Genomic DNA, 16,349 nt, shown 5'->3' with positions numbered 1-16,349 from the left:
CTGCGCATCGGACCGGCGGCACTGTTGGCGCCCGTCCACCGATCCTAGCCATTTCAGCGGCCGGACGGCAGGGGCAATTTATCCTGCCGCGGTTCCTCCAGCCGGAAGAGTCCTTCAGTTGGCGGGATCCACCTGCTGCGTCCACAACGCGATGCGATACCGGGTGCCGTTGGAAGAGGTGAGCCAACCCTCGGCGGGGTCGGCTGCGTCGAAAGTCCATCCTGCGCTTAGCATCGGTGCGAAGGTGTCGCCGTCCGTCTCCAGATCGATCACAGTAACGACGGCGGTGTTCGCCAGGGCGGTAGCGTTGCGGAAGATTTCGCCGCCACCGATAATCCAGACCTCTTCGCTGCCGGGGCTGGATGCGGCCTCGGCAAGGGCCTGCTCAAGGGATCCGACGGCGACAGCGCCGGAACGGGCCAGCTCTTCCCTCCGTTCCGGGTTACCGCTGATGACGATATTTGTCCGGCCCGGCAGCGGGCGGAACTTCGCGGGGAACGAGTCCCACGTCCGGCGGCCCATAATGACTGGATGCCCCTGGGTGGTCCGTTTGAAGTGCGCCAGGTCTTCCGGCAGGTGCCACGGCAGCTCGCCGTTCTTGCCGATCACACCGTTGGAGCTTTGCGCCCAGATCAGGCCTAGCACCGGTTCTTTCCGGGCTGCATGGGTGCCAGAGGGGGTGTTGGCGGGGATCATACGGCCACCGGCGCCTTAATAGCGGGATGGTGCTGGTAGTTAAGCAGTTCAAAGTCCTCGAAGTTGTAGTCGAAGATGCTCGCCGGCTTCCGCAGGATGCGCAGTTGCGGGTAGGGATACGGGTCGCGGGCCAATTGCTCGGTCACCTGTTCCACATGGTCGTCATAGATGTGGACGTCGCCACCGGTCCAGACGAACTCTCCGGGTTCCAGTCCCGCCTGCTGGGCCAGCATCAGCGTCAGCAGCGCGTAGGACGCGATATTGAACGGCACGCCCAGGAACATGTCGGCGCTGCGCTGGTACAGCTGGCAGGACAGCCTGCCATCCGCCACATAGAACTGGAAGAACGCGTGGCACGGCGGCAGTGCCATGTTCTTGATCTCGGCCACGTTCCAGGCTGAAACGATGTGCCGGCGCGAGTCCGGGTTGTTTTTCAAACCCTCCACGAGGTCGGCGATCTGGTCGATATGCCCGCCGTCCGGCGTCGGCCAGGAGCGCCACTGCACACCGTAGATAGGGCCGAGTTCGCCGTTCTCGTCCGCCCACTCGTTCCAGATTTTCACGCCGCGTTCCTGCAGCCACCTGGCGTTGGAATCACCGCGCAGGAACCAGAGCAGCTCCAAGGCGACGGATTTGAAGTGCACCCGCTTGGTGGTGATCAGCGGGAAACCCTCGGCCAGATCGAACCGGATCTGCCGGCCGAAAACGCTATGCGTCCCGGTGCCGGTACGGTCCGATTTCACGGTGCCGGAGGCCATGACCTCTCGCAGCAAGTCTTCGTAGGGAGTGGGAATGGCATTCACGCTGACCAGTCTAGACCAGCCGGCAACGGGATCCGGACTGGCCAGCCATGATGCCTTGCAAGTGCTTAGACGGCGCCGCCGGCAGCTTCCGGTGCACCGTAGTCACGGCCCTCATCGCCCACGGATTCGCGGGCCAGGAAGTTCTCGATGTCGAACAGGTTGTCCGCGCGTTCGGCGATGGCCAGCAGAGTGGACATGGACGCCACCTCTTCGACCTGCTCCTTGAGGAACCACAGCATGAACTGTTCGCCCAGGGCATCGGTTTCGGCGCGCGCTGCAGCAAAGAGCGCCTCGATCTGGGCCGTGACCTGCTTTTCCTGCTGAAGGGCCAGACTTATCGGCTCCACCACGTTGGTGAAATCATTGTGGACCTGGTTGATAGCCGGAATCGTCACCTTGAGGTCCCGGTCCAGCATGTAGCGCACCAACATCATGGCGTGGTTGCGCTCCTCGAGCGACTGCCGGTAGAAGTGCTTAGCCAGCTGGGGCAGGTCCTCGTTATCAAACCAGACGGCGATGGCGATGTACTGCTGCGAGGCAGCGAATTCGTTGCCGACCTGGTCCGCGAGAAGTTCGTTGAATGTGCTCATGCAAGCACTCTAGGACCACACGTCGGTCTTGGATAGGCAGGTTAGGCTAGCCAGATTTCCCTTAGCCGGACCTCACAACGGCACATCCGCTGGCCGCTCGCCACACCGTAAAGCGTCAGTCGTCGTAGGCATCGAAGTGTTCCAAGGAAACTATTCTGTTCGGATTCTTGACGCTGATCTGGCAGACGAGCATCGCCCCGGGCTTCAGATACGGATCTCTGGTAGGCAGCTGTTCTGCCAGTTCCTCAGGCAGCCGGGCACGCAGGACCTTGATGACCTGAGGCAGGACAGGCCGGTGGGTGCAGACTGCCGTGGATTTGCGCTTGTCCAGCAGATATTCGATGGCCGACCGGGCCTTCTGCGGGTTTCGGTGGGCACTGTGCTCCGTGATGGCCTCGACCGAACGGATCTTGCTTTTCTGTGAATTGGCGTACGGCGTGATGGTTTGCATGCAGCGCAGCCAGGGGCTGGAAACCACCCGTTTGGGCTGCCAGGAGGCGAGCAGGCGGCAGACCGCCAGCGCCTGCCGCAGGCCGGTGGCCGCAAGCGGCCGCTCACCTTCAGCCCGGGTCCAGGACGAGCGCGGCTTCGCTTTGGCATGGCGCACGACGATGAAGGGGTAGGTCTCCAGATCACCGTTCTCGTAAGCCTTCACCAGAGCAGCCAGGGGTTCCTTGTCCGAGGGGTTGCTCAGCAGCTCGGCCGCTTCCTCCGGAGTGCTCCAGCGGACCTTGTCCACTTCCTTGCCGTCCGGCTTCGGCGTCCCCTTGTCCAATTTGGCAGCCCAGTACAGCACTTCCTTCAGCCCCGAGGGCACCTGGTAGTGGATAGTGGGCAGGGGAATGCCCAGCTTCACCCGCACGCCGACTTCTTCCTCGACTTCGCGGACAGCGCACTCGGGATTCGTTTCCCCGCTGTCCAGCTTGCCTTTGGGCCAGGACCAGTCCTTGTACCTCGGACGGTGGATGAGTAATAGCTCCAGACGGCCCTGTCTGACACGCCAGCACAATGCGCCGGCCGCGGTGACGCTGATTCTGGCGGAGGCCTCGGTCCGGTCCGTTGTCTTCAAGTCCGTCATCACCGGCGCGTCACTGCACGTTGGCGTGCGCGCGAAGCCAGCAGCCAGGACTGTACGTCGCTGAGCGGATTGCCCTCGGCGTCCTTGTGGTGCCGGGTCCACCGGCCTAGATTGTCCAGATGCCAGCTCGCGGTGCCGGGGTCCATGTACCGGTCCATCAAGGCCACCAGGTCGGCAATGTCTTCGCGCGAACTGAGCTGCACGAGCGCTTCCACCCGGCGGTCGAGGTTCCGGTGCATCATGTCCGCCGACCCAATGAATACCACCGGATCGCCCGCGTTGGCGAAGGCGAACACGCGGGAGTGCTCCAGGAACCTGCCCAGAATGGAGCGCACCCGGATGTTGTCACTCAGGCCGGGCACACCGGGCCGGACGGCGCAGATACCGCGGACAATGACGTCTACCTGCACGTCCGCCTGCGATGCGCGGTACAGGGCATCGATGATTGCTTCGTCCACCATCGAGTTGACCTTGATGACCACGCGGGCCGGTAAACCGGACTTGCGGTTGGTGATTTCCTTCTCGATCCGGTCCAAGAGTCCGCTGCGCACCGACCGGGGCGCCACCAGCAGGCGTTTGAACGTGGACTTCGGGGCGTAGCCGGAGAGCTGGTTGAACAGCCTGGAGAGGTCCTCGCCCACCTGGTCGCTGGAGGTCAGCAGGCCCAGGTCCTCGTAGTAGCGGGCGGTGCGGGGGTGGTAGTTGCCGGTACCGATATGGCTGTAGCGGCGCAGCCGGTCGCCTTCCTGTCGCACCACCAGCGAAAGCTTGCAATGCGTCTTGAGCCCGACAATGCCGTACACCACGTGCACACCCGACTGCTCCAGCTTGCGGGCCCAGTCGATGTTGGCCTGCTCGTCGAAACGGGCCTTGATTTCCACCAGTGCCAGGACCTGCTTGCCGGCCTCCGCGGCGTCGATCAGCGCATCGACGATGGGGGAGTCGCCGGAGGTCCGGTAGAGCGTCTGCTTGATGGCCTGGACCTTTGGATCCGACGCCGCCTGTTCCAGGAAGGCCTGCACCGAGGTGGAGAAGGAATCGTACGGATGATGCAGCAGAATGTCCCGGCGGCGCATGGCGGCAAAGACATTGGCTGCCTTGGACGTTTCGCTTTCGTTCAGGTGACGGCTGGTATGCGCCAGCTGCTTCGGGTAGTGCAGGTCATTGCGGTCGATGTTGGAGATGACGCTCAGACCCCGGAGGTCCAGCGGCGTGGGCAATGCATAGACCTCCGACTCCTCCACACCGAGCTCGCGCACCAGCAGTTCGCGGATGCTCGGGTTGATGTCGGTGGTGACTTCGAGCCTGACCGGCGGACCGAAACGGCGGCGCAACAGTTCCTTCTCCAGCGCCTGGAGCAGGTTTTCGGCGTCGTCCTCTTCCACTTCGAGGTCTTCGTTGCGGGTCACGCGGAAGCTGTGGTGTTCCAGGATCTCCATGCCTTGGAACAGCAGATCCAGGTGCTGGGCGATGACGTCTTCGAGCGAAATGAAGCGGGCCGTCCGTCCCGGTATCGAACCGGCACGGGGACCGTCCAGCGAGATCATGCGCGGCAGCTGGTCAGGAACCTTGACGCGGGCAAAGAGCTCCTTTTCGCTGACAGGATTCCGGACCACCACGGCCAGGTTCAGGGACAGTCCCGAAATGTAGGGAAACGGATGGGCCGGGTCAACCGCGAGCGGGGTCAGGATCGGGAACACCTTCTCCCGGAACATCTTGGTCAGCCAATCGCGCTCACCATCGGTGAGCTCTTCCCACCGGACCATGTAGATGTGCTCGTAGGCCAGTTCCGGCCGGATGATCTCCGCGAAGATACGGGCATGGCGGACCTGCAGCTTGTGGGCTTCCACCATAATTTGTTCCAACTGCTCGATCGGGCTGAGCCCGGCAGCAGACGGCACGGCCAAGCCGGCAGCGATACGCCGCTTCAGACCGGCGACGCGGACCATGAAGAACTCGTCCAGATTTGAGGCGAATATGGAGAGGAAATTCACTCTCTCCAGCAGGAACAGGTCCGGATCTTCGGCCAGTTCGAGGACCCGTGCGTTGAAGTCCAGCCAGCTCATTTCGCGGTCCAGGAACCGGTCGTCCAGGCTGAAGTTTCCGTCGGGCAGGAGCGAGGGCGCGAATTCCGGGATATCGATGCGGTCCTGCGTGGCGCGGGCCGGTGCCACTTCCGAGGATCCGAGCCGTACTGGGGCCGGGGTTACCGATTCAGTGGCCATGGCGTCTCCTGTGCTGTTGCTGGGGGAGCCCTCATTGTATGGGGCAGCAGTACCTACAAGATTAACCGCTTCTCAGCTGCCCTCGGTTCCGGCCGGTCCATACATGACGTCGGTATCCCAGCGGGTGAAGCCAAGTTTGCGGTAGAGCGCGACCGCAGCCTCGTTGTCCGCGTCCACGTACAGCATGATCGCCTGCTGCCCTTGGTCGTGCAGATGCTTCATGCCGGCAATGGTCAGGGCCTTGCCCAGCCCGGTGCCCTGTGCCTCGGGGGTGACTCCGACTACGTACACCTCGCCGATGGACGGATGCGTGCCCGTGCGCGGATGCACCTTGGTCCAGTGGAAGCCCAGCAGGGCGTCGTCGTTGTTCCGCACCGCGAGCAGGAAACCCGCGGGATCAAACCAGTCTTCGGCCATCCGTGCCTGCAGGTCCGCGAGGGTGGAGGAGCCCTGCTCCGGGTGGTGCGCAAACGCCGCGGCGTTGGCCGCCAGCCAGGCCTGCTCATCCTTGCCGGGAACGAAGGTGCGGATCGAAACCCCGTCCGGAAGCACCACGTCTGGCAGTTGCGGGGCGTGCGTCAGCCGCATCCGCCAGAGTTCGCGCACCGGGGCGAAACCGAACCGGCCGGCCAGCTTGGCGGCTCCCTCGTGGTCGCCGTGGGACCAGGCCTTGAGCGCGGGCAGTTCCGTGTGTTCCTGCAGCGCGGCGACCAGTCCGGTACCCACACCCTGGTTGCGGTAGGTCGGGTGCACCACCAGTTCCAGGACTCCGTTGGATTCGCCATGCGCCGGCAGATTAACGACGGCGACGCCAGCCAGCGAGGTGGCGGTGGACGGATCGGAGCGTTCCTCGCCGGCATAGGAGGCGAGCACCAGCAGGTTGTCCGGGTCCACGGATTTCAGGTTGACCCAGGTCTGTTCCGACAGCGGCGGGTTGCCGTCCGCCTCCGAGGCTGCATCGGTCAGCGCACGGATGTCGCCGAGCACCTCCGGATCCGGCGAGCCCTTGATGCTCAACACGGGCCATTCAGCAGAAGTCTGTGCACTCATGCCTTCAGCGTAACCCGCGAGCCGTGGCTGCGGCAGGAACCTTTACGCGGATTGCTCCAGGTCCGCGGCATTGGCCTCCGGGTTGCGCGCCAGCGTGAACCGGTAGCCCACGTTGCGCACGGTCCCGATGAGCTGCTCATGGTCCGAGCCGAGCTTGGCGCGCAGCCGCCGCACATGGACATCCACGGTGCGGGTGCCGCCGTAATAGTCGTAACCCCAGACCTCGTGGAGCAGCTGGTCGCGGGTGAATACCCTGCCGGGGTGCTGGGCCAGATATTTCAGCAGCTCGAACTCTTTGTAAGTCAGGTTGAGCGGCGTACCGCCCACGCGGGCCGTGTAGCTGGCTTCATCAATAACGACGCCGGAGGCATGGATTTCGCCGTTGGCCTCCTCATCGTGCTGGTTGGCCCGGGCGATGACCAGCCGCAGCCGCGCCTCTACTTCGGCCGGACCCGCGCTGTCGAGCACGACATCGTCCGCAAGCCAGTTCGCCGAGACCGCGGCCATGCCGCCTTCGGTCAAAATCAGCATCAGGGGAGCGGCCAGGCCGGTGGCTTTGAGCAGCTGGGTCAGGGACCGGGCGCCCACCAGATCTTTGCGGGCGTCGACCATGACCACGTCGGACGGGTCAGTTTCCAGCAGTGCAGCGGGTTCCGCGGGGAGGATATGCACCTTGTGGTTGAGCAGCTCGAGGGCAGGGAGGACGCCAACGGAAGGGCCTGGGGCATTGGTTAAGAGCAGAATGTGCGGCATATTTTCCTCCGGGGATCATTTAGGCGCACACCATCGGGCGAACGCCCGGCAGATATCTGCTTGTCACCGTGGAAATTGCCGGACGGTTGCGCACCAGTATAACGCCGCGGTGGTCCGCGTCACCGTGTTCTCGCACTCATTCTTGAGATAAGGCAGGATGACAAGGGTGAGAATCTGGATGGTGGCGGTCGCTTCAGCCGCAATGTTGTGTGCCCTGGTAGGTGCTACCTATTGGTCGCAGACGGCTGTTGTCGTGATCACCTGCGCGGGAGCCCTGCTGGTCGGCATCGGCTGGCCGCAACTGCTCGGCGTGCCCGCCAAGAAGACGCTCGCCACTGTCATCTCGTTGGGCGGCATTGCCGCCGTCCTGCTCGCCGCCGCAGCGCCTACCGGCATGTCGATGGCCTGGACGGTGGTGGTGGTCGCACTGGGGGTGATGACGGTCTTCCTTGTCCAACTGGTCCGCGGGACGGGACAGCCCCACCGGCTCGAATCCACCTTCGGGGCGAGCACGGGGCTGGTCCTGACGACCCTGGGGGCGGGCTGGGTGGCGGCCGAACGGCTTGCCGCAAATTCCGCGAATTCGGGCATGATGCTCATCACCGGCGTGAGCATGCTGGTAGCCATCGGCGTGTGTGTGCTGCCCTGGCCCGACCGGCTCGTGGCACCGCTGGGCGTCGTCCTCGCAACGCTGGCAGCGCCGCTCGGCGCCGCGCTGAGCTCCAGCATCTCGCTCCTGCCGGCCGCGGTGGTGGGAGCGCTCGGAGGCACGGTCATTGTCTGTTTCCGCCGGCTGGTCCTCGCAGATGGCGGCCCGCGCAAAATCCCGGCCATCCTCGCCATCGGGTCCGCGCCGATCATGGCCTCCGGAGCGCTGGTGTACTTCCTCGAAAAGCTGCTGCTTCGCTGACTCGCGCACCGAAGCCACGGGTTGACCGAGGTCACACGGCACGGTGCGTAATGCGGCGGCACCACCGGCAGCCGCCGGTTAGTATGGAGGCATGTCGCATCTAGCACTTGAGATTTTCTTCATTAGCCTGCTCGTTGTCGCGGGCCTGTCCATGGCCTGGTTCGCCGGTCTGGTGGTCTGGCGCCTGTTCAAGGGCCAGAAGTAAAGGTTTCCTCTTCAAGCCATGGCCATGGAAATACCTACTGACCTGACACCGGAAATCGTTCCGTTGTCCTGGCTTCTGGGTACCTGGGAGGGCTCGGGGCGGCTTGGCGCCGGTGATGAGGGATCGGAACACTTCTTCCAATCAGCCACGTTCAAGCACAACGGCTTGCCGTTTCTGCAGTACACCGCGGAAAGCTGGCTCATGGACGAGGACGGGACCAAGCTGCGTCCGCTGACCGTGGAAACAGGCTTCTGGGCTTTGGAGCGCAAACTCAACGACGCCGACGTCGGACCGGGCCTGATCCCGGCCGATATTGTCCCCGCGTTGAAGTCAGCGGACGAGGTCGAAGAACTCCGCAACGGCAACGGCGGCTTTGACATCACGGCCACCATCGTCCACCCGGGCGGCATTTCCGAGCTGTACTACGGCCAGATCAAGGGTCCGCAGATCCAGTTGGCCACGGACATGGTCATGCGCGGTTCGCAGGCCAAGGAATACAACGCCGCCACCCGGATCTTCGGCCTGGTCAACGGAGACCTGTTCTGGCGCTGGGACGTCGCCGCCGCCCAGGGCAAAGAGCTCGAAGCCCACGCCTCCGCGATCCTCAAAAAGGTCTCCTGACCATCCCTCGTCCCGCCGGCAGCGACGCCGCGGGGAATACCATAGCCGCTAGGACGTTGACGCTGGTATGACTTATCAAAGCCCTCTGTTGTCCCGTCCCGGCGCCGTCGAGGCCACCGGCCCCGATGCCGGCGTTGCCGCCCACTACGGGGATCCAATGCGCGAGCAGCGGCTGCTCGCGCGCGGCGAGGCCCTTGCCGATCTGTCCCACCGCGGAGTCGTTACGGTCACCGGGCCTGACCGGCTGAGCTGGCTGAACACTTTGTCCTCCCAGCTGCTGCTGGGGCTGAAACCGGGCGAGTCCAGCGAAGCGCTGCTGCTGACCGTCCAGGGCCGGATTGAATACGACACCCGCGTGATCGACGACGGCGAAACTACGTGGCTCATTGTGGAGGCCTTCGAAGCCGAGGGCCTGGCCGAGTGGCTGAACAAAATGAAGTTCATGCTCCGCGTGGAGATCGCGGACGTCTCGGCGCAGTGGGCTGTTATCGGGGCAGCGAAGGCTGTTGCCGGTTTTGAGGACCGGCTGGTGTGGCAGGACCCGTGGCCGGAGGTTGGCGCAGGCGGTTTCGCCTACACCAGGATCGAAGAGTTGCAGCACCCGGGCCGGGAACGGACCTGGTCCGAATACCTTATTCCTGCAGCGGAACTCGAATCGGCCGTGGAAGGCAAGGAACTGGCAGGCTCACTGGCCGTGGAAGCGCTGCGCATTGCCGCCTGGCGGCCGCGTTTCGGCACCGAGACCGACGAAAAGACCATCCCGCACGAACTGGACCTGATGCGCACCGCCGTGCATATGGACAAGGGCTGTTACAAGGGCCAGGAGACGATTGCCCGGGTGCACAACCTGGGCCACCCGCCGCGCCGCCTTGTCTTCCTGCAGCTGGACGGTTCGCAGCATACCCTCCCCGCCGCCGGCAGCGAAGTCCGGCTCGGGGACCGCAAGGTCGGGACGGTAACGTCCGCGGCACTGCACTACGAGATGGGCCCGGTGGCGCTGGCCGTCATTAAGCGCTCCGTGGACCCGGAGACCCAGCTGCTGGTGGTAGACGGGGACTCGCAGTACGACGCTGCCCAAGAGGTCATCGTGGCGCCGGACGCCGGCTCGGTAGTAGGCCGGCCCAAGGGGTTGCTGCGCGGCGGACCGCGCTGACCCATGGTCCCGTGGCCCCGCCGTGCAGGCAAGGGCCGGGATATTAGTCCTGGCCCCTTGTCTGCAGGTGCGCAGAGGTCTGCGTGCCGGATTCGATGAAGCCGAGTGCCAGTGCGGTGGCCCGTGAGGCCTCGTTCGTTTCGTGACAGCGCCATTGCGGGATGAGTCCGGCCGTGAGTGCCTCGTGGCCGGCTATGGCCCCGATCAAGGTTCCGATACCGCGCTGGCGGTATCTCGGCGCGGTCAGCACACCGATATGGCCCAGGATCTGCTGCCACTCCTTATAGCCGGAACCGGCAATCGGTTCCGTTCCATTGACCAGGACAAAGGACTTGTCCATCGCGGACAGGGCCACCTCGTGGATGTCATCCGGCGGGCACAGCGACTCCAGCCGGGAGGCCTCCTGAACGGCGGTGGAAACCGTGACTTCTTCGTCCGGCTGGACCATCGGGAGGTCATCGGCGAAGTACAGCTGGGACTTGCCCAGGCCGTGGCCGCCGTGGCCCTTGGTCAGCTGGAGCAGCGTTTGGTACTCGGCCAGCTCGGCGTCGGAATGGCCTGCCGCGGCCTCAACGGCCCATTCCGGACCGACCAGTGCCGATCTGCCGAACAGCCGCACAAAGGTGAGGGTGTCGGCGTCGTTATCTATCCGGGTCAACCGGCCCGACGGCGACGCGAAGGCGGAATCCTCGAAGCCGAGCATACGTGCCCAAGCCAGCATCACAATATCCGCGGTGCCCGAGTCCAGTTTCATGTTTGCCACCCTATATCTACACAGTTCCCCACAGGCTCAGCCAAAGAGAACTGCGGCCTCGTCGTAACGGTGCTGCGGCACGGTTTTGAGGTTTCCCAGCGCCTCTTCGAACGGAACAACGACGACGTCAGTGCCGTGCAGGGAGACCATGGTTCCCCACCGCTTGTCCGAAACGGCGTCGACGGCAGCCATGCCGAGCCGGGTGGCCAGGACGCGGTCGTAGGCGGAGGGGACGCCGCCGCGCTGGATGTGCCCCAGGGTCGCGGCCCGGGTTTCGATTCCGGTCAGGGCCTCGATTTCCGGCGCGAGGTGTTCACCGATGCCCCCCAGCCGGGGACGGCCGGAAGCGTCCGTGCCGCGCTCGGCCCAGGGCTCGGCGTCGCCTTCCGGAACCCAGCCTTCGGCCACCACTACCAAGGGGGCGCGCCCGCGGTCGTGGGCCTCGCGGACCCACTCGGCGACCTGGGCGGTGGTCACCTTCTGCTCCGGGATGAGGATGGCATGGGCGCCGGAGGCCATGCCGGCGTGCAGGGCAATCCAACCGACATGGCGGCCCATGACCTCGGCGATCATGCACCGGTGGTGCGATTCGCCGGTGGTGCGCAGCCGGTCGATGGCCTCGGTAGCGATCTGGACGGCGGTGTCGAAACCGAACGAGTAGTCCGTGGCGTCAAGGTCGTTGTCAATGGTCTTCGGGACTCCGACAATCGGCAGGCCCGCGTCCGTCAGTTCCCGCGCGCCCGCCAGGGTCCCTTCGCCGCCGATGGCGATGAGCGCATCCACACCCAGGCGGTCCAGCGTGGCCGCGATCTTCTCGGGACCGCCGTTGGGCCCGTCATAGGGATTGGTGCGGGATGTGCCCAGGATGGTGCCGCCCTGTTTGGAAATGCCGCGCACGCGATGGCGGGGCAGGTCGATAATGTCGCCCTCGACCACACCCCGCCAGCCGTCGAGGAAGCCGACAAACTCGTGGTCATAGGACTTGATGCCTTTGAGCACGACGCCGCGGATCACAGCGTTCAGGCCGGGGCAGTCGCCGCCGCTGGTCATGATGCCGATTTTCACTCAGGTCCAACTTTCGTCGCGGGAATTGCCGATCGTCTCCAGAGCGCACCGTCGGGCTCCCTTCGATTCTAGGCAACTCCACCGGCGAGGGCACCCCTGACGCTGCATGCGCCTGCCGCAAAGGTAAAAAATCGCCGCACCGGAAAAGCAGAAGGCCCCCGCGGCGGATCTCGCGGGGACCTTCATTCGGCCGTATTGGGGCAGGAGCTGGCGGCGAAAGCCAGCGGCAGCAGCCGGCGATGACTGCGCTCAGCGGCGGCGGATGCCCTTGCTCTGGAGCAACTTCTCCAGGGCAATGCTGCCGTCATACTTGGGCAGCAGCAGCCAGGCCACCAGATAGGCGGCGACACCGATACCGGGAAAGAGGAAGAGCAACAGGGTAACGATGCGGACCACGGTGGCGTCCCAGCCGAACTTGTCGGCAATGCCGCCGCAGACACCGCCTACCCAGCGGTTGGGGCCGCGGCGGACCGGGATGGAACGGAGAGTCTTGTAAAGGGTGTCCATGGGATCAATGCTTTCGTGTTTGGGACTGATTGTCACTTGTCGTCGGCCTCGGCCGAATTGTCCTTGTTGCGCAGCACGCTCCAGATGCCCCCGGCCACCAGCGCGATGCCGGAACCGATCAGCAGGGCAATCAGGACGTGGCCGACGTTGAAGCTGATGTCCCAGAGCGCACTGAGCAGGACCAGCAGGCCCACTGCTATCGCGATCAGGCCCCAGACAATGGTTCCCGTGCTCGGTCCGGTGATGCCGCCGTTGTTGGATTCAGTGCTCATTGCGAGCCTTCCCTTCCCTGCGCTTCAACAATGTTCACATCGCTGGCAGCGCCTTTGATCTGCAGGATGATGTCCGGTCCTGCGCCGTCGTCGTTGATGATGAAGGAGCGCGGCTGCCACATGCCCGCGGTTTGCCGGCTTTGGCCGTCCGCCTCATATTCGACGTTGCCCATCGCCATCGCGGCCTTGACTTCTACCGGAACGTTTTCGGGCACAATCACCGTTACGGACGCGGCCGCCGCGTTCACCGGCACGACCACGGGGCCGCCGAAGGTGCTGGCGGTGACACCGGTCAGATCCAGGGTTCCGTTGCTGGCCACGATGCTGTAGCCCTCGCTGGCGGGTGCCCCCGATTCGGGAGTCCACGTGGTGGTCGTCCCGACGGCATAGTTGGCGGTCTGCCACTGCACACCGGCGGTAAAGATCAGCGAGAGAACGACGCCGACGGCGGCCAGGAACCCGAGGACGCCCGAGGTGCGGCCGCGGATGCCCAGAACCACGATGCCCAGGCCGATGCACAACAGCGCGACCGCTGTCGCTACCGGCAGCCAGGCGCCGGCCAGGGTGAGGTAGCCCAGCTGGTTCAGTGCCAGCAGGATGCCGCCGGCCAGCAGCGCTGCCCCCAGTGTGAGGGCGATATCGGCACCGGAGGGACCACGCCGCCGGGGTTTCGGCGGCACCGGAGGACGAACTGGCCGGGGTGTGTAACCGGGCCACTGCTGTTCCGTTGCCGGCCTGGATCCCATGGCGGAGGGATCGCCGGCGGCGGTGTGCGGCATGCCAAGCGGACCCAGCGGGACGGTCGGATTTTGCTCCCGTCCGGTCACGCCGTCACCGGGCGGAGCATAGGCTGAACCGGCGGACGGGCCGTAAACAGGCGGAACCGGAGCTCCGGGAGCGCCCGGGGCGGCGAAGCCCTGCGGCGCAGGTCCGTACGGGCCGTAAGCCGGCGGCGGTGTGCTGCGGTTACGGGTAGCGAGCCAGTAGATGAAATAGACGATGGCCCCTAGCCAGATCACCGCCCACAGGAAGCCGCCGAAGTCCCAGCCCTCGGAGAAGAAGCCGAAGGGCCAGGCGAACAGCCCGAGGACGGTGATGATCAGTGCTCCGGTCATGCCCGAGGTCCAGCGGCCGCGACCGGCTTCTTCGGCGTGGATCCTGCCGTCAGTTTCCGGCAGCAGTGCCCAGGCGAGGCCGTACAGCAGGACGCCGATGCCGCCAAAGATAAACAGCAGCACGAAAATGCCGCGGACCAGAATCGGATCGAGTCCGACCCTGTGGGCGATGCCGGAGGCCACGCCACCGACCCAGCGGTCCTGTCCGCGGGGCGTGCCCAAGCTGCGGAACCAGTCGAAGAAGCTGTTGCTGCCGGACGGCTGCGGGGGCGTGTAGGCAGGAGGCGCCGGCGATTCCGTGGCGCGGGCCTCCTCATCGCCGGGACGGTCCGTGGAGCCTTCCGGCCGGGATGGTTCAGAGGGGTGTGAGGTCATAGTTCGATCATTCCAAGCCGCGCCGGTTGGTTCTATGGGGGGCTACCCTGAAGCTTCCCTGACCGGTAGCCGAGGAGCCCTGAGATCCGCGCGGATAGGTTCAGACCCGCCGCCTGGCGTGCTTGGATTAAGGCATGTACGCACCTCTTATCCGTCCCGCCGACCGCATCATTGCGGGCGTTTGCTCCGGGCTGGCTGCCCATCTGGGGCTTTCGGTCAAGGTGGTCAGGATTTCGATGGCCGTACTTACCCTGGCCAGCGGGGCCGGGCTGTTGCTCTATGCCTGGCTTTGGCTGTTGGTTCCGACGGCGGACGAGGCGGCCAGGGCCGACAACGCGGCCTTCAACCCGCGCAACATCGCCGGAAACTTCGCCCGCAACTTCGGCGGACCAAGGCCAGCGGTGATGCCGACGCCGTCCGGCCCTCAGCCGGGAACCGGTGTACCGCCACGGCAACGCCCGGCCGGCAACCCGGCTGCCACAGCCGGGGCTGCGGCTGGCCCCAGCGGCAGGACCCGCACGGCAGAACTCATGCAGCGCGGCGGCTGGGAGATTGCGATCGGCGCAGCGCTGGTCCTGGCCGGCGGAGCCTTCGTCGCCCAGTTGGCAGGCTTCAACGTCCCGTGGGAAACCTGGCTGCCGATGCTCGCCATCGTCACCGGGGCCGTGCTGGCCTGGATGCAGCTGGATAATTCCAGGCGCAGCGGCATCATGGACCGTGCCGGGGCCACCGGCGCGCAGGGACTGGTACGGCTCATCGCGGGACTCGTTTTCGTGGTGGTCGGGATTTTCATTCTGATCTCCGGTTCGATCAGCTGGGACGTGATGTGGCCGACGCTGCTGGCCACGCTCGCCGTCCTGGCCGGCGTCGGCCTGGTCCTGGCTCCGTGGGTCGTAAAGTACTGGACCGATCTCGAAGCCGAACGCTCCGGCAGGATCCGGGAGACGGAACGGGCCGAAATTGCCGCGCACCTGCACGATTCGGTGCTGCAGACGCTGGCCCTGATCCAGAACCGGGCCGCCTCCGAACAGGACGTCACGCGGCTGGCCCGTGCGCAGGAACGCGAACTGCGCGAATGGCTGTACCGGGACAAGCGCAAGGAGGAAGGCAATCTGGTGGACCGGATCAAAGCCGTCGCGGCTGAAATCGAGGACGCGTACGGACACCCGATCGACGTCGTGGCGGTGGGCGATACGCCATTGACGGAACAGCACGAAGCCCTGATCCATGCCACCCGGGAAGCTGTGCAGAACGCGGCCAAGCACGCCGGCGGCAGCATCTCGGTCTACTTGGAAAAGACACCGGGCAGCACGGACGTCTTTGTCCGCGACCGCGGGCCGGGTTTCGACCTCGCCAATGTGCCCGCGGACCGGCTCGGCGTCCGGGAATCCTTGATCCGCAGGATGGAACGCCATGGCGGTGAGGCCCGTATCCGCAACACCGGGAACGGCACCGAAGTACATTTGAGCCTGAAGCATCCTGAGGAAGGAAACCATTCATGACCGACCCCATCCGCATCGTCGTGGTCGATGACCACGCCATCTTCAGGTCGGGATTGAAGGCGGACCTGGATTCCAGGATCGACGTCGCAGCGGAGGCTGCAACCGTGGACGAAGCCATTGCCGTCATCCATGAGGTGAGGCCCGCCGTCGTTCTTCTGGATGTGCATCTGCCCGGCGGCCGCGGTGGCGGGGGTGCCGAAGTGGTCGCCGGCTGTGCGGATCTGCTGGCCACCACCCGGTTCCTGGCACTGAGTGTTTCAGACTCCGCCGAGGACGTTGTGACCGTCATCCGGGCCGGTGCGCGCGGCTATGTCACGAAGACCATTTCGGGAGCGGAGATTTCGGATGCGGTGGTCCGGGTAGCCGGGGGAGATGCGGCCTTCTCTCCGCGGCTGGCCGGATTCGTGCTGGATGCCTTCGGCACCGCCGCTGTTGCTTCCGTTGACGACGAGCTGGACAAGCTCTCGGCCCGCGAGCTGGAGGTCATGCGGCTGATCGCCCGCGGTTACAGCTACAAGGAGGTGGCCAAGGAGCTGTTCATCTCCATCAAGACCGTGGAAACCCATGTGTCGGCGGTGCTGCGCAAACTGCAGCTGTCCTCGCGCCACGAGCTGACGCGCTGGGCCGTGGACCGCCGTATTCTCTGAACAGGGTTAAAGACGGGGTGCCGGCCTT

The 16,349-nt window shown here is 65.0% G+C and carries 17 protein-coding genes; 5 read left to right on the top strand and 12 right to left on the bottom strand.

The genetic code is table 11. The features are described 5' to 3' along the window. Positions 1-114: 114 nt before the first annotated feature. From J5251_RS19230 to J5251_RS19200, 7 genes are all read right to left on the bottom strand, one after another. On the bottom strand, positions 115-696 hold the full coding sequence (locus tag J5251_RS19230) for a dihydrofolate reductase (protein WP_139005702.1): 582 nt from the start codon (positions 694-696) through the stop codon (positions 115-117). Beyond that, positions 693-1,454, bottom strand: a complete 762-nt coding sequence (locus J5251_RS19225) for a thymidylate synthase (protein WP_240793121.1) — start codon at positions 1,452-1,454, stop codon at positions 693-695. The genes J5251_RS19230 and J5251_RS19225 overlap by 4 nt, the downstream gene beginning before the upstream one ends. Positions 1,455-1,564: 110 nt before the next feature. After that, positions 1,565-2,089 carry a ferritin gene (locus J5251_RS19220; protein ID WP_139005704.1) on the bottom strand — a complete coding sequence of 175 codons (525 nt, stop codon included), beginning with the start codon at positions 2,087-2,089 and terminating at the stop codon, positions 1,565-1,567. A 115-nt stretch (positions 2,090-2,204) separates the two neighbouring features. Further along, positions 2,205-3,170 carry an NUDIX hydrolase gene (locus J5251_RS19215; protein ID WP_431188568.1) on the bottom strand — a complete coding sequence of 322 codons (966 nt, stop codon included), beginning with the start codon at positions 3,168-3,170 and terminating at the stop codon, positions 2,205-2,207. Further along, positions 3,167-5,392: an RNA degradosome polyphosphate kinase gene (locus J5251_RS19210; RefSeq protein WP_139005706.1), complete on the bottom strand. Its 2,226-nt coding sequence runs from the start codon at positions 5,390-5,392 to the stop codon at positions 3,167-3,169. Before J5251_RS19210 ends, J5251_RS19215 begins: the two co-directional genes overlap by 4 nt. Positions 5,393-5,464: 72 nt before the next feature. After that, a complete protein-coding gene (gene mshD, locus J5251_RS19205; RefSeq protein ID WP_139005707.1) occupies positions 5,465-6,442 on the bottom strand; it encodes a mycothiol synthase in 978 nt (325 codons plus the stop codon). 42 nt (positions 6,443-6,484) lie between these two features. Then, complete coding sequence (locus tag J5251_RS19200) at positions 6,485-7,195, bottom strand: winged helix-turn-helix transcriptional regulator (RefSeq protein WP_139005708.1); 711 nt, start codon at positions 7,193-7,195, stop codon at positions 6,485-6,487. A gap of 166 nt (positions 7,196-7,361) precedes the next feature. On the opposite strand from J5251_RS19200, the gene J5251_RS19195 reads away from it, so the two are divergent. From J5251_RS19195 to J5251_RS19185, 3 genes are all read left to right on the top strand, one after another. Next, a complete protein-coding gene (locus J5251_RS19195) occupies positions 7,362-8,105 on the top strand; it encodes a hypothetical protein (RefSeq protein WP_244250731.1) in 744 nt (247 codons plus the stop codon). Positions 8,106-8,328: 223 nt separating this feature from the next. After that, positions 8,329-8,931, top strand: coding sequence for an FABP family protein (locus J5251_RS19190; RefSeq protein WP_139005709.1), 603 nt, complete (start codon positions 8,329-8,331; stop codon positions 8,929-8,931). Positions 8,932-8,998: 67 nt separating this feature from the next. Then, entirely contained in the window at positions 8,999-10,084 is a 1,086-nt protein-coding gene (locus tag J5251_RS19185) for a YgfZ/GcvT domain-containing protein (RefSeq protein WP_139005710.1), read from the top strand. Positions 10,085-10,127: 43 nt separating this feature from the next. Here J5251_RS19185 and J5251_RS19180 read toward each other — a convergent pair whose 3' ends face one another. The 5 genes from J5251_RS19180 to J5251_RS19160 form a co-directional block, all read right to left on the bottom strand. Beyond that, positions 10,128-10,838, bottom strand: coding sequence for a GNAT family N-acetyltransferase (locus tag J5251_RS19180; RefSeq protein WP_139005711.1), 711 nt, complete (start codon positions 10,836-10,838; stop codon positions 10,128-10,130). A 36-nt stretch (positions 10,839-10,874) separates the two neighbouring features. Then, complete coding sequence (locus J5251_RS19175; protein ID WP_139005712.1) at positions 10,875-11,903, bottom strand: 6-phosphofructokinase; 1,029 nt, start codon at positions 11,901-11,903, stop codon at positions 10,875-10,877. A 249-nt stretch (positions 11,904-12,152) separates the two neighbouring features. Continuing rightward, entirely contained in the window at positions 12,153-12,410 is a 258-nt protein-coding gene (locus J5251_RS19170; protein WP_139005713.1) for a PspC domain-containing protein, read from the bottom strand. 32 nt (positions 12,411-12,442) lie between these two features. Then, complete coding sequence (locus J5251_RS19165; protein ID WP_139005714.1) at positions 12,443-12,682, bottom strand: hypothetical protein; 240 nt, start codon at positions 12,680-12,682, stop codon at positions 12,443-12,445. After that, a complete protein-coding gene (locus tag J5251_RS19160) occupies positions 12,679-14,172 on the bottom strand; it encodes a PspC domain-containing protein (protein WP_139005715.1) in 1,494 nt (497 codons plus the stop codon). Before J5251_RS19160 ends, J5251_RS19165 begins: the two co-directional genes overlap by 4 nt. 134 nt (positions 14,173-14,306) lie before the next feature. Between J5251_RS19160 and J5251_RS19155 the strand changes: the two genes are divergently transcribed. Beyond that, entirely contained in the window at positions 14,307-15,674 is a 1,368-nt protein-coding gene (locus J5251_RS19155; RefSeq protein ID WP_139005716.1) for an ATP-binding protein, read from the top strand. Further along, positions 15,671-16,321, top strand: coding sequence for a LuxR C-terminal-related transcriptional regulator (locus J5251_RS19150; RefSeq protein ID WP_139005717.1), 651 nt, complete (start codon positions 15,671-15,673; stop codon positions 16,319-16,321). Before J5251_RS19155 ends, J5251_RS19150 begins: the two co-directional genes overlap by 4 nt. The last annotated feature ends 28 nt before the right edge of the window (positions 16,322-16,349 follow it).

It is taken from the genome of Arthrobacter crystallopoietes (genome assembly GCF_017603825.1).
GTDB classification, from domain to species: Bacteria; Actinomycetota; Actinomycetes; order Actinomycetales; family Micrococcaceae; genus Crystallibacter; species Crystallibacter crystallopoietes_B.
The sequence above is the reverse complement of the archived record's forward strand: the minus strand, read 5'-3'. Positions and strand labels throughout refer to the sequence as shown.

Bases quoted from the DNA above. Each gene is read 5' to 3' on its own strand.
- J5251_RS19155 (WP_139005716.1), top strand. From the start codon at position 14,307: ATGTACGCACCTCTTATCCGTCCCGCCGACCGCATCATTGCGGGCGTT.
- J5251_RS19185 (WP_139005710.1), top strand. From the start codon at position 8,999: ATGACTTATCAAAGCCCTCTGTTGTCCCGTCCCGGCGCCGTCGAGGCC.
- J5251_RS19190 (WP_139005709.1), top strand. From the start codon at position 8,329: ATGGCCATGGAAATACCTACTGACCTGACACCGGAAATCGTTCCGTTG.
- J5251_RS19160 (WP_139005715.1), bottom strand. From the start codon at position 14,172: ATGACCTCACACCCCTCTGAACCATCCCGGCCGGAAGGCTCCACGGAC.
- J5251_RS19230 (WP_139005702.1), bottom strand. From the start codon at position 696: ATGATCCCCGCCAACACCCCCTCTGGCACCCATGCAGCCCGGAAAGAA.
- J5251_RS19225 (WP_240793121.1), bottom strand. From the start codon at position 1,454: ATGGCCTCCGGCACCGTGAAATCGGACCGTACCGGCACCGGGACGCAT.
- J5251_RS19170 (WP_139005713.1), bottom strand. From the start codon at position 12,410: ATGGACACCCTTTACAAGACTCTCCGTTCCATCCCGGTCCGCCGCGGC.
- J5251_RS19150 (WP_139005717.1), top strand. From the start codon at position 15,671: ATGACCGACCCCATCCGCATCGTCGTGGTCGATGACCACGCCATCTTC.
- J5251_RS19200 (WP_139005708.1), bottom strand. From the start codon at position 7,195: ATGCCGCACATTCTGCTCTTAACCAATGCCCCAGGCCCTTCCGTTGGC.
- J5251_RS19165 (WP_139005714.1), bottom strand. From the start codon at position 12,682: ATGAGCACTGAATCCAACAACGGCGGCATCACCGGACCGAGCACGGGA.
- J5251_RS19220 (WP_139005704.1), bottom strand. From the start codon at position 2,089: ATGAGCACATTCAACGAACTTCTCGCGGACCAGGTCGGCAACGAATTC.
- mshD (WP_139005707.1), bottom strand. From the start codon at position 6,442: ATGAGTGCACAGACTTCTGCTGAATGGCCCGTGTTGAGCATCAAGGGC.
- J5251_RS19210 (WP_139005706.1), bottom strand. From the start codon at position 5,392: ATGGCCACTGAATCGGTAACCCCGGCCCCAGTACGGCTCGGATCCTCG.
- J5251_RS19180 (WP_139005711.1), bottom strand. From the start codon at position 10,838: ATGAAACTGGACTCGGGCACCGCGGATATTGTGATGCTGGCTTGGGCA.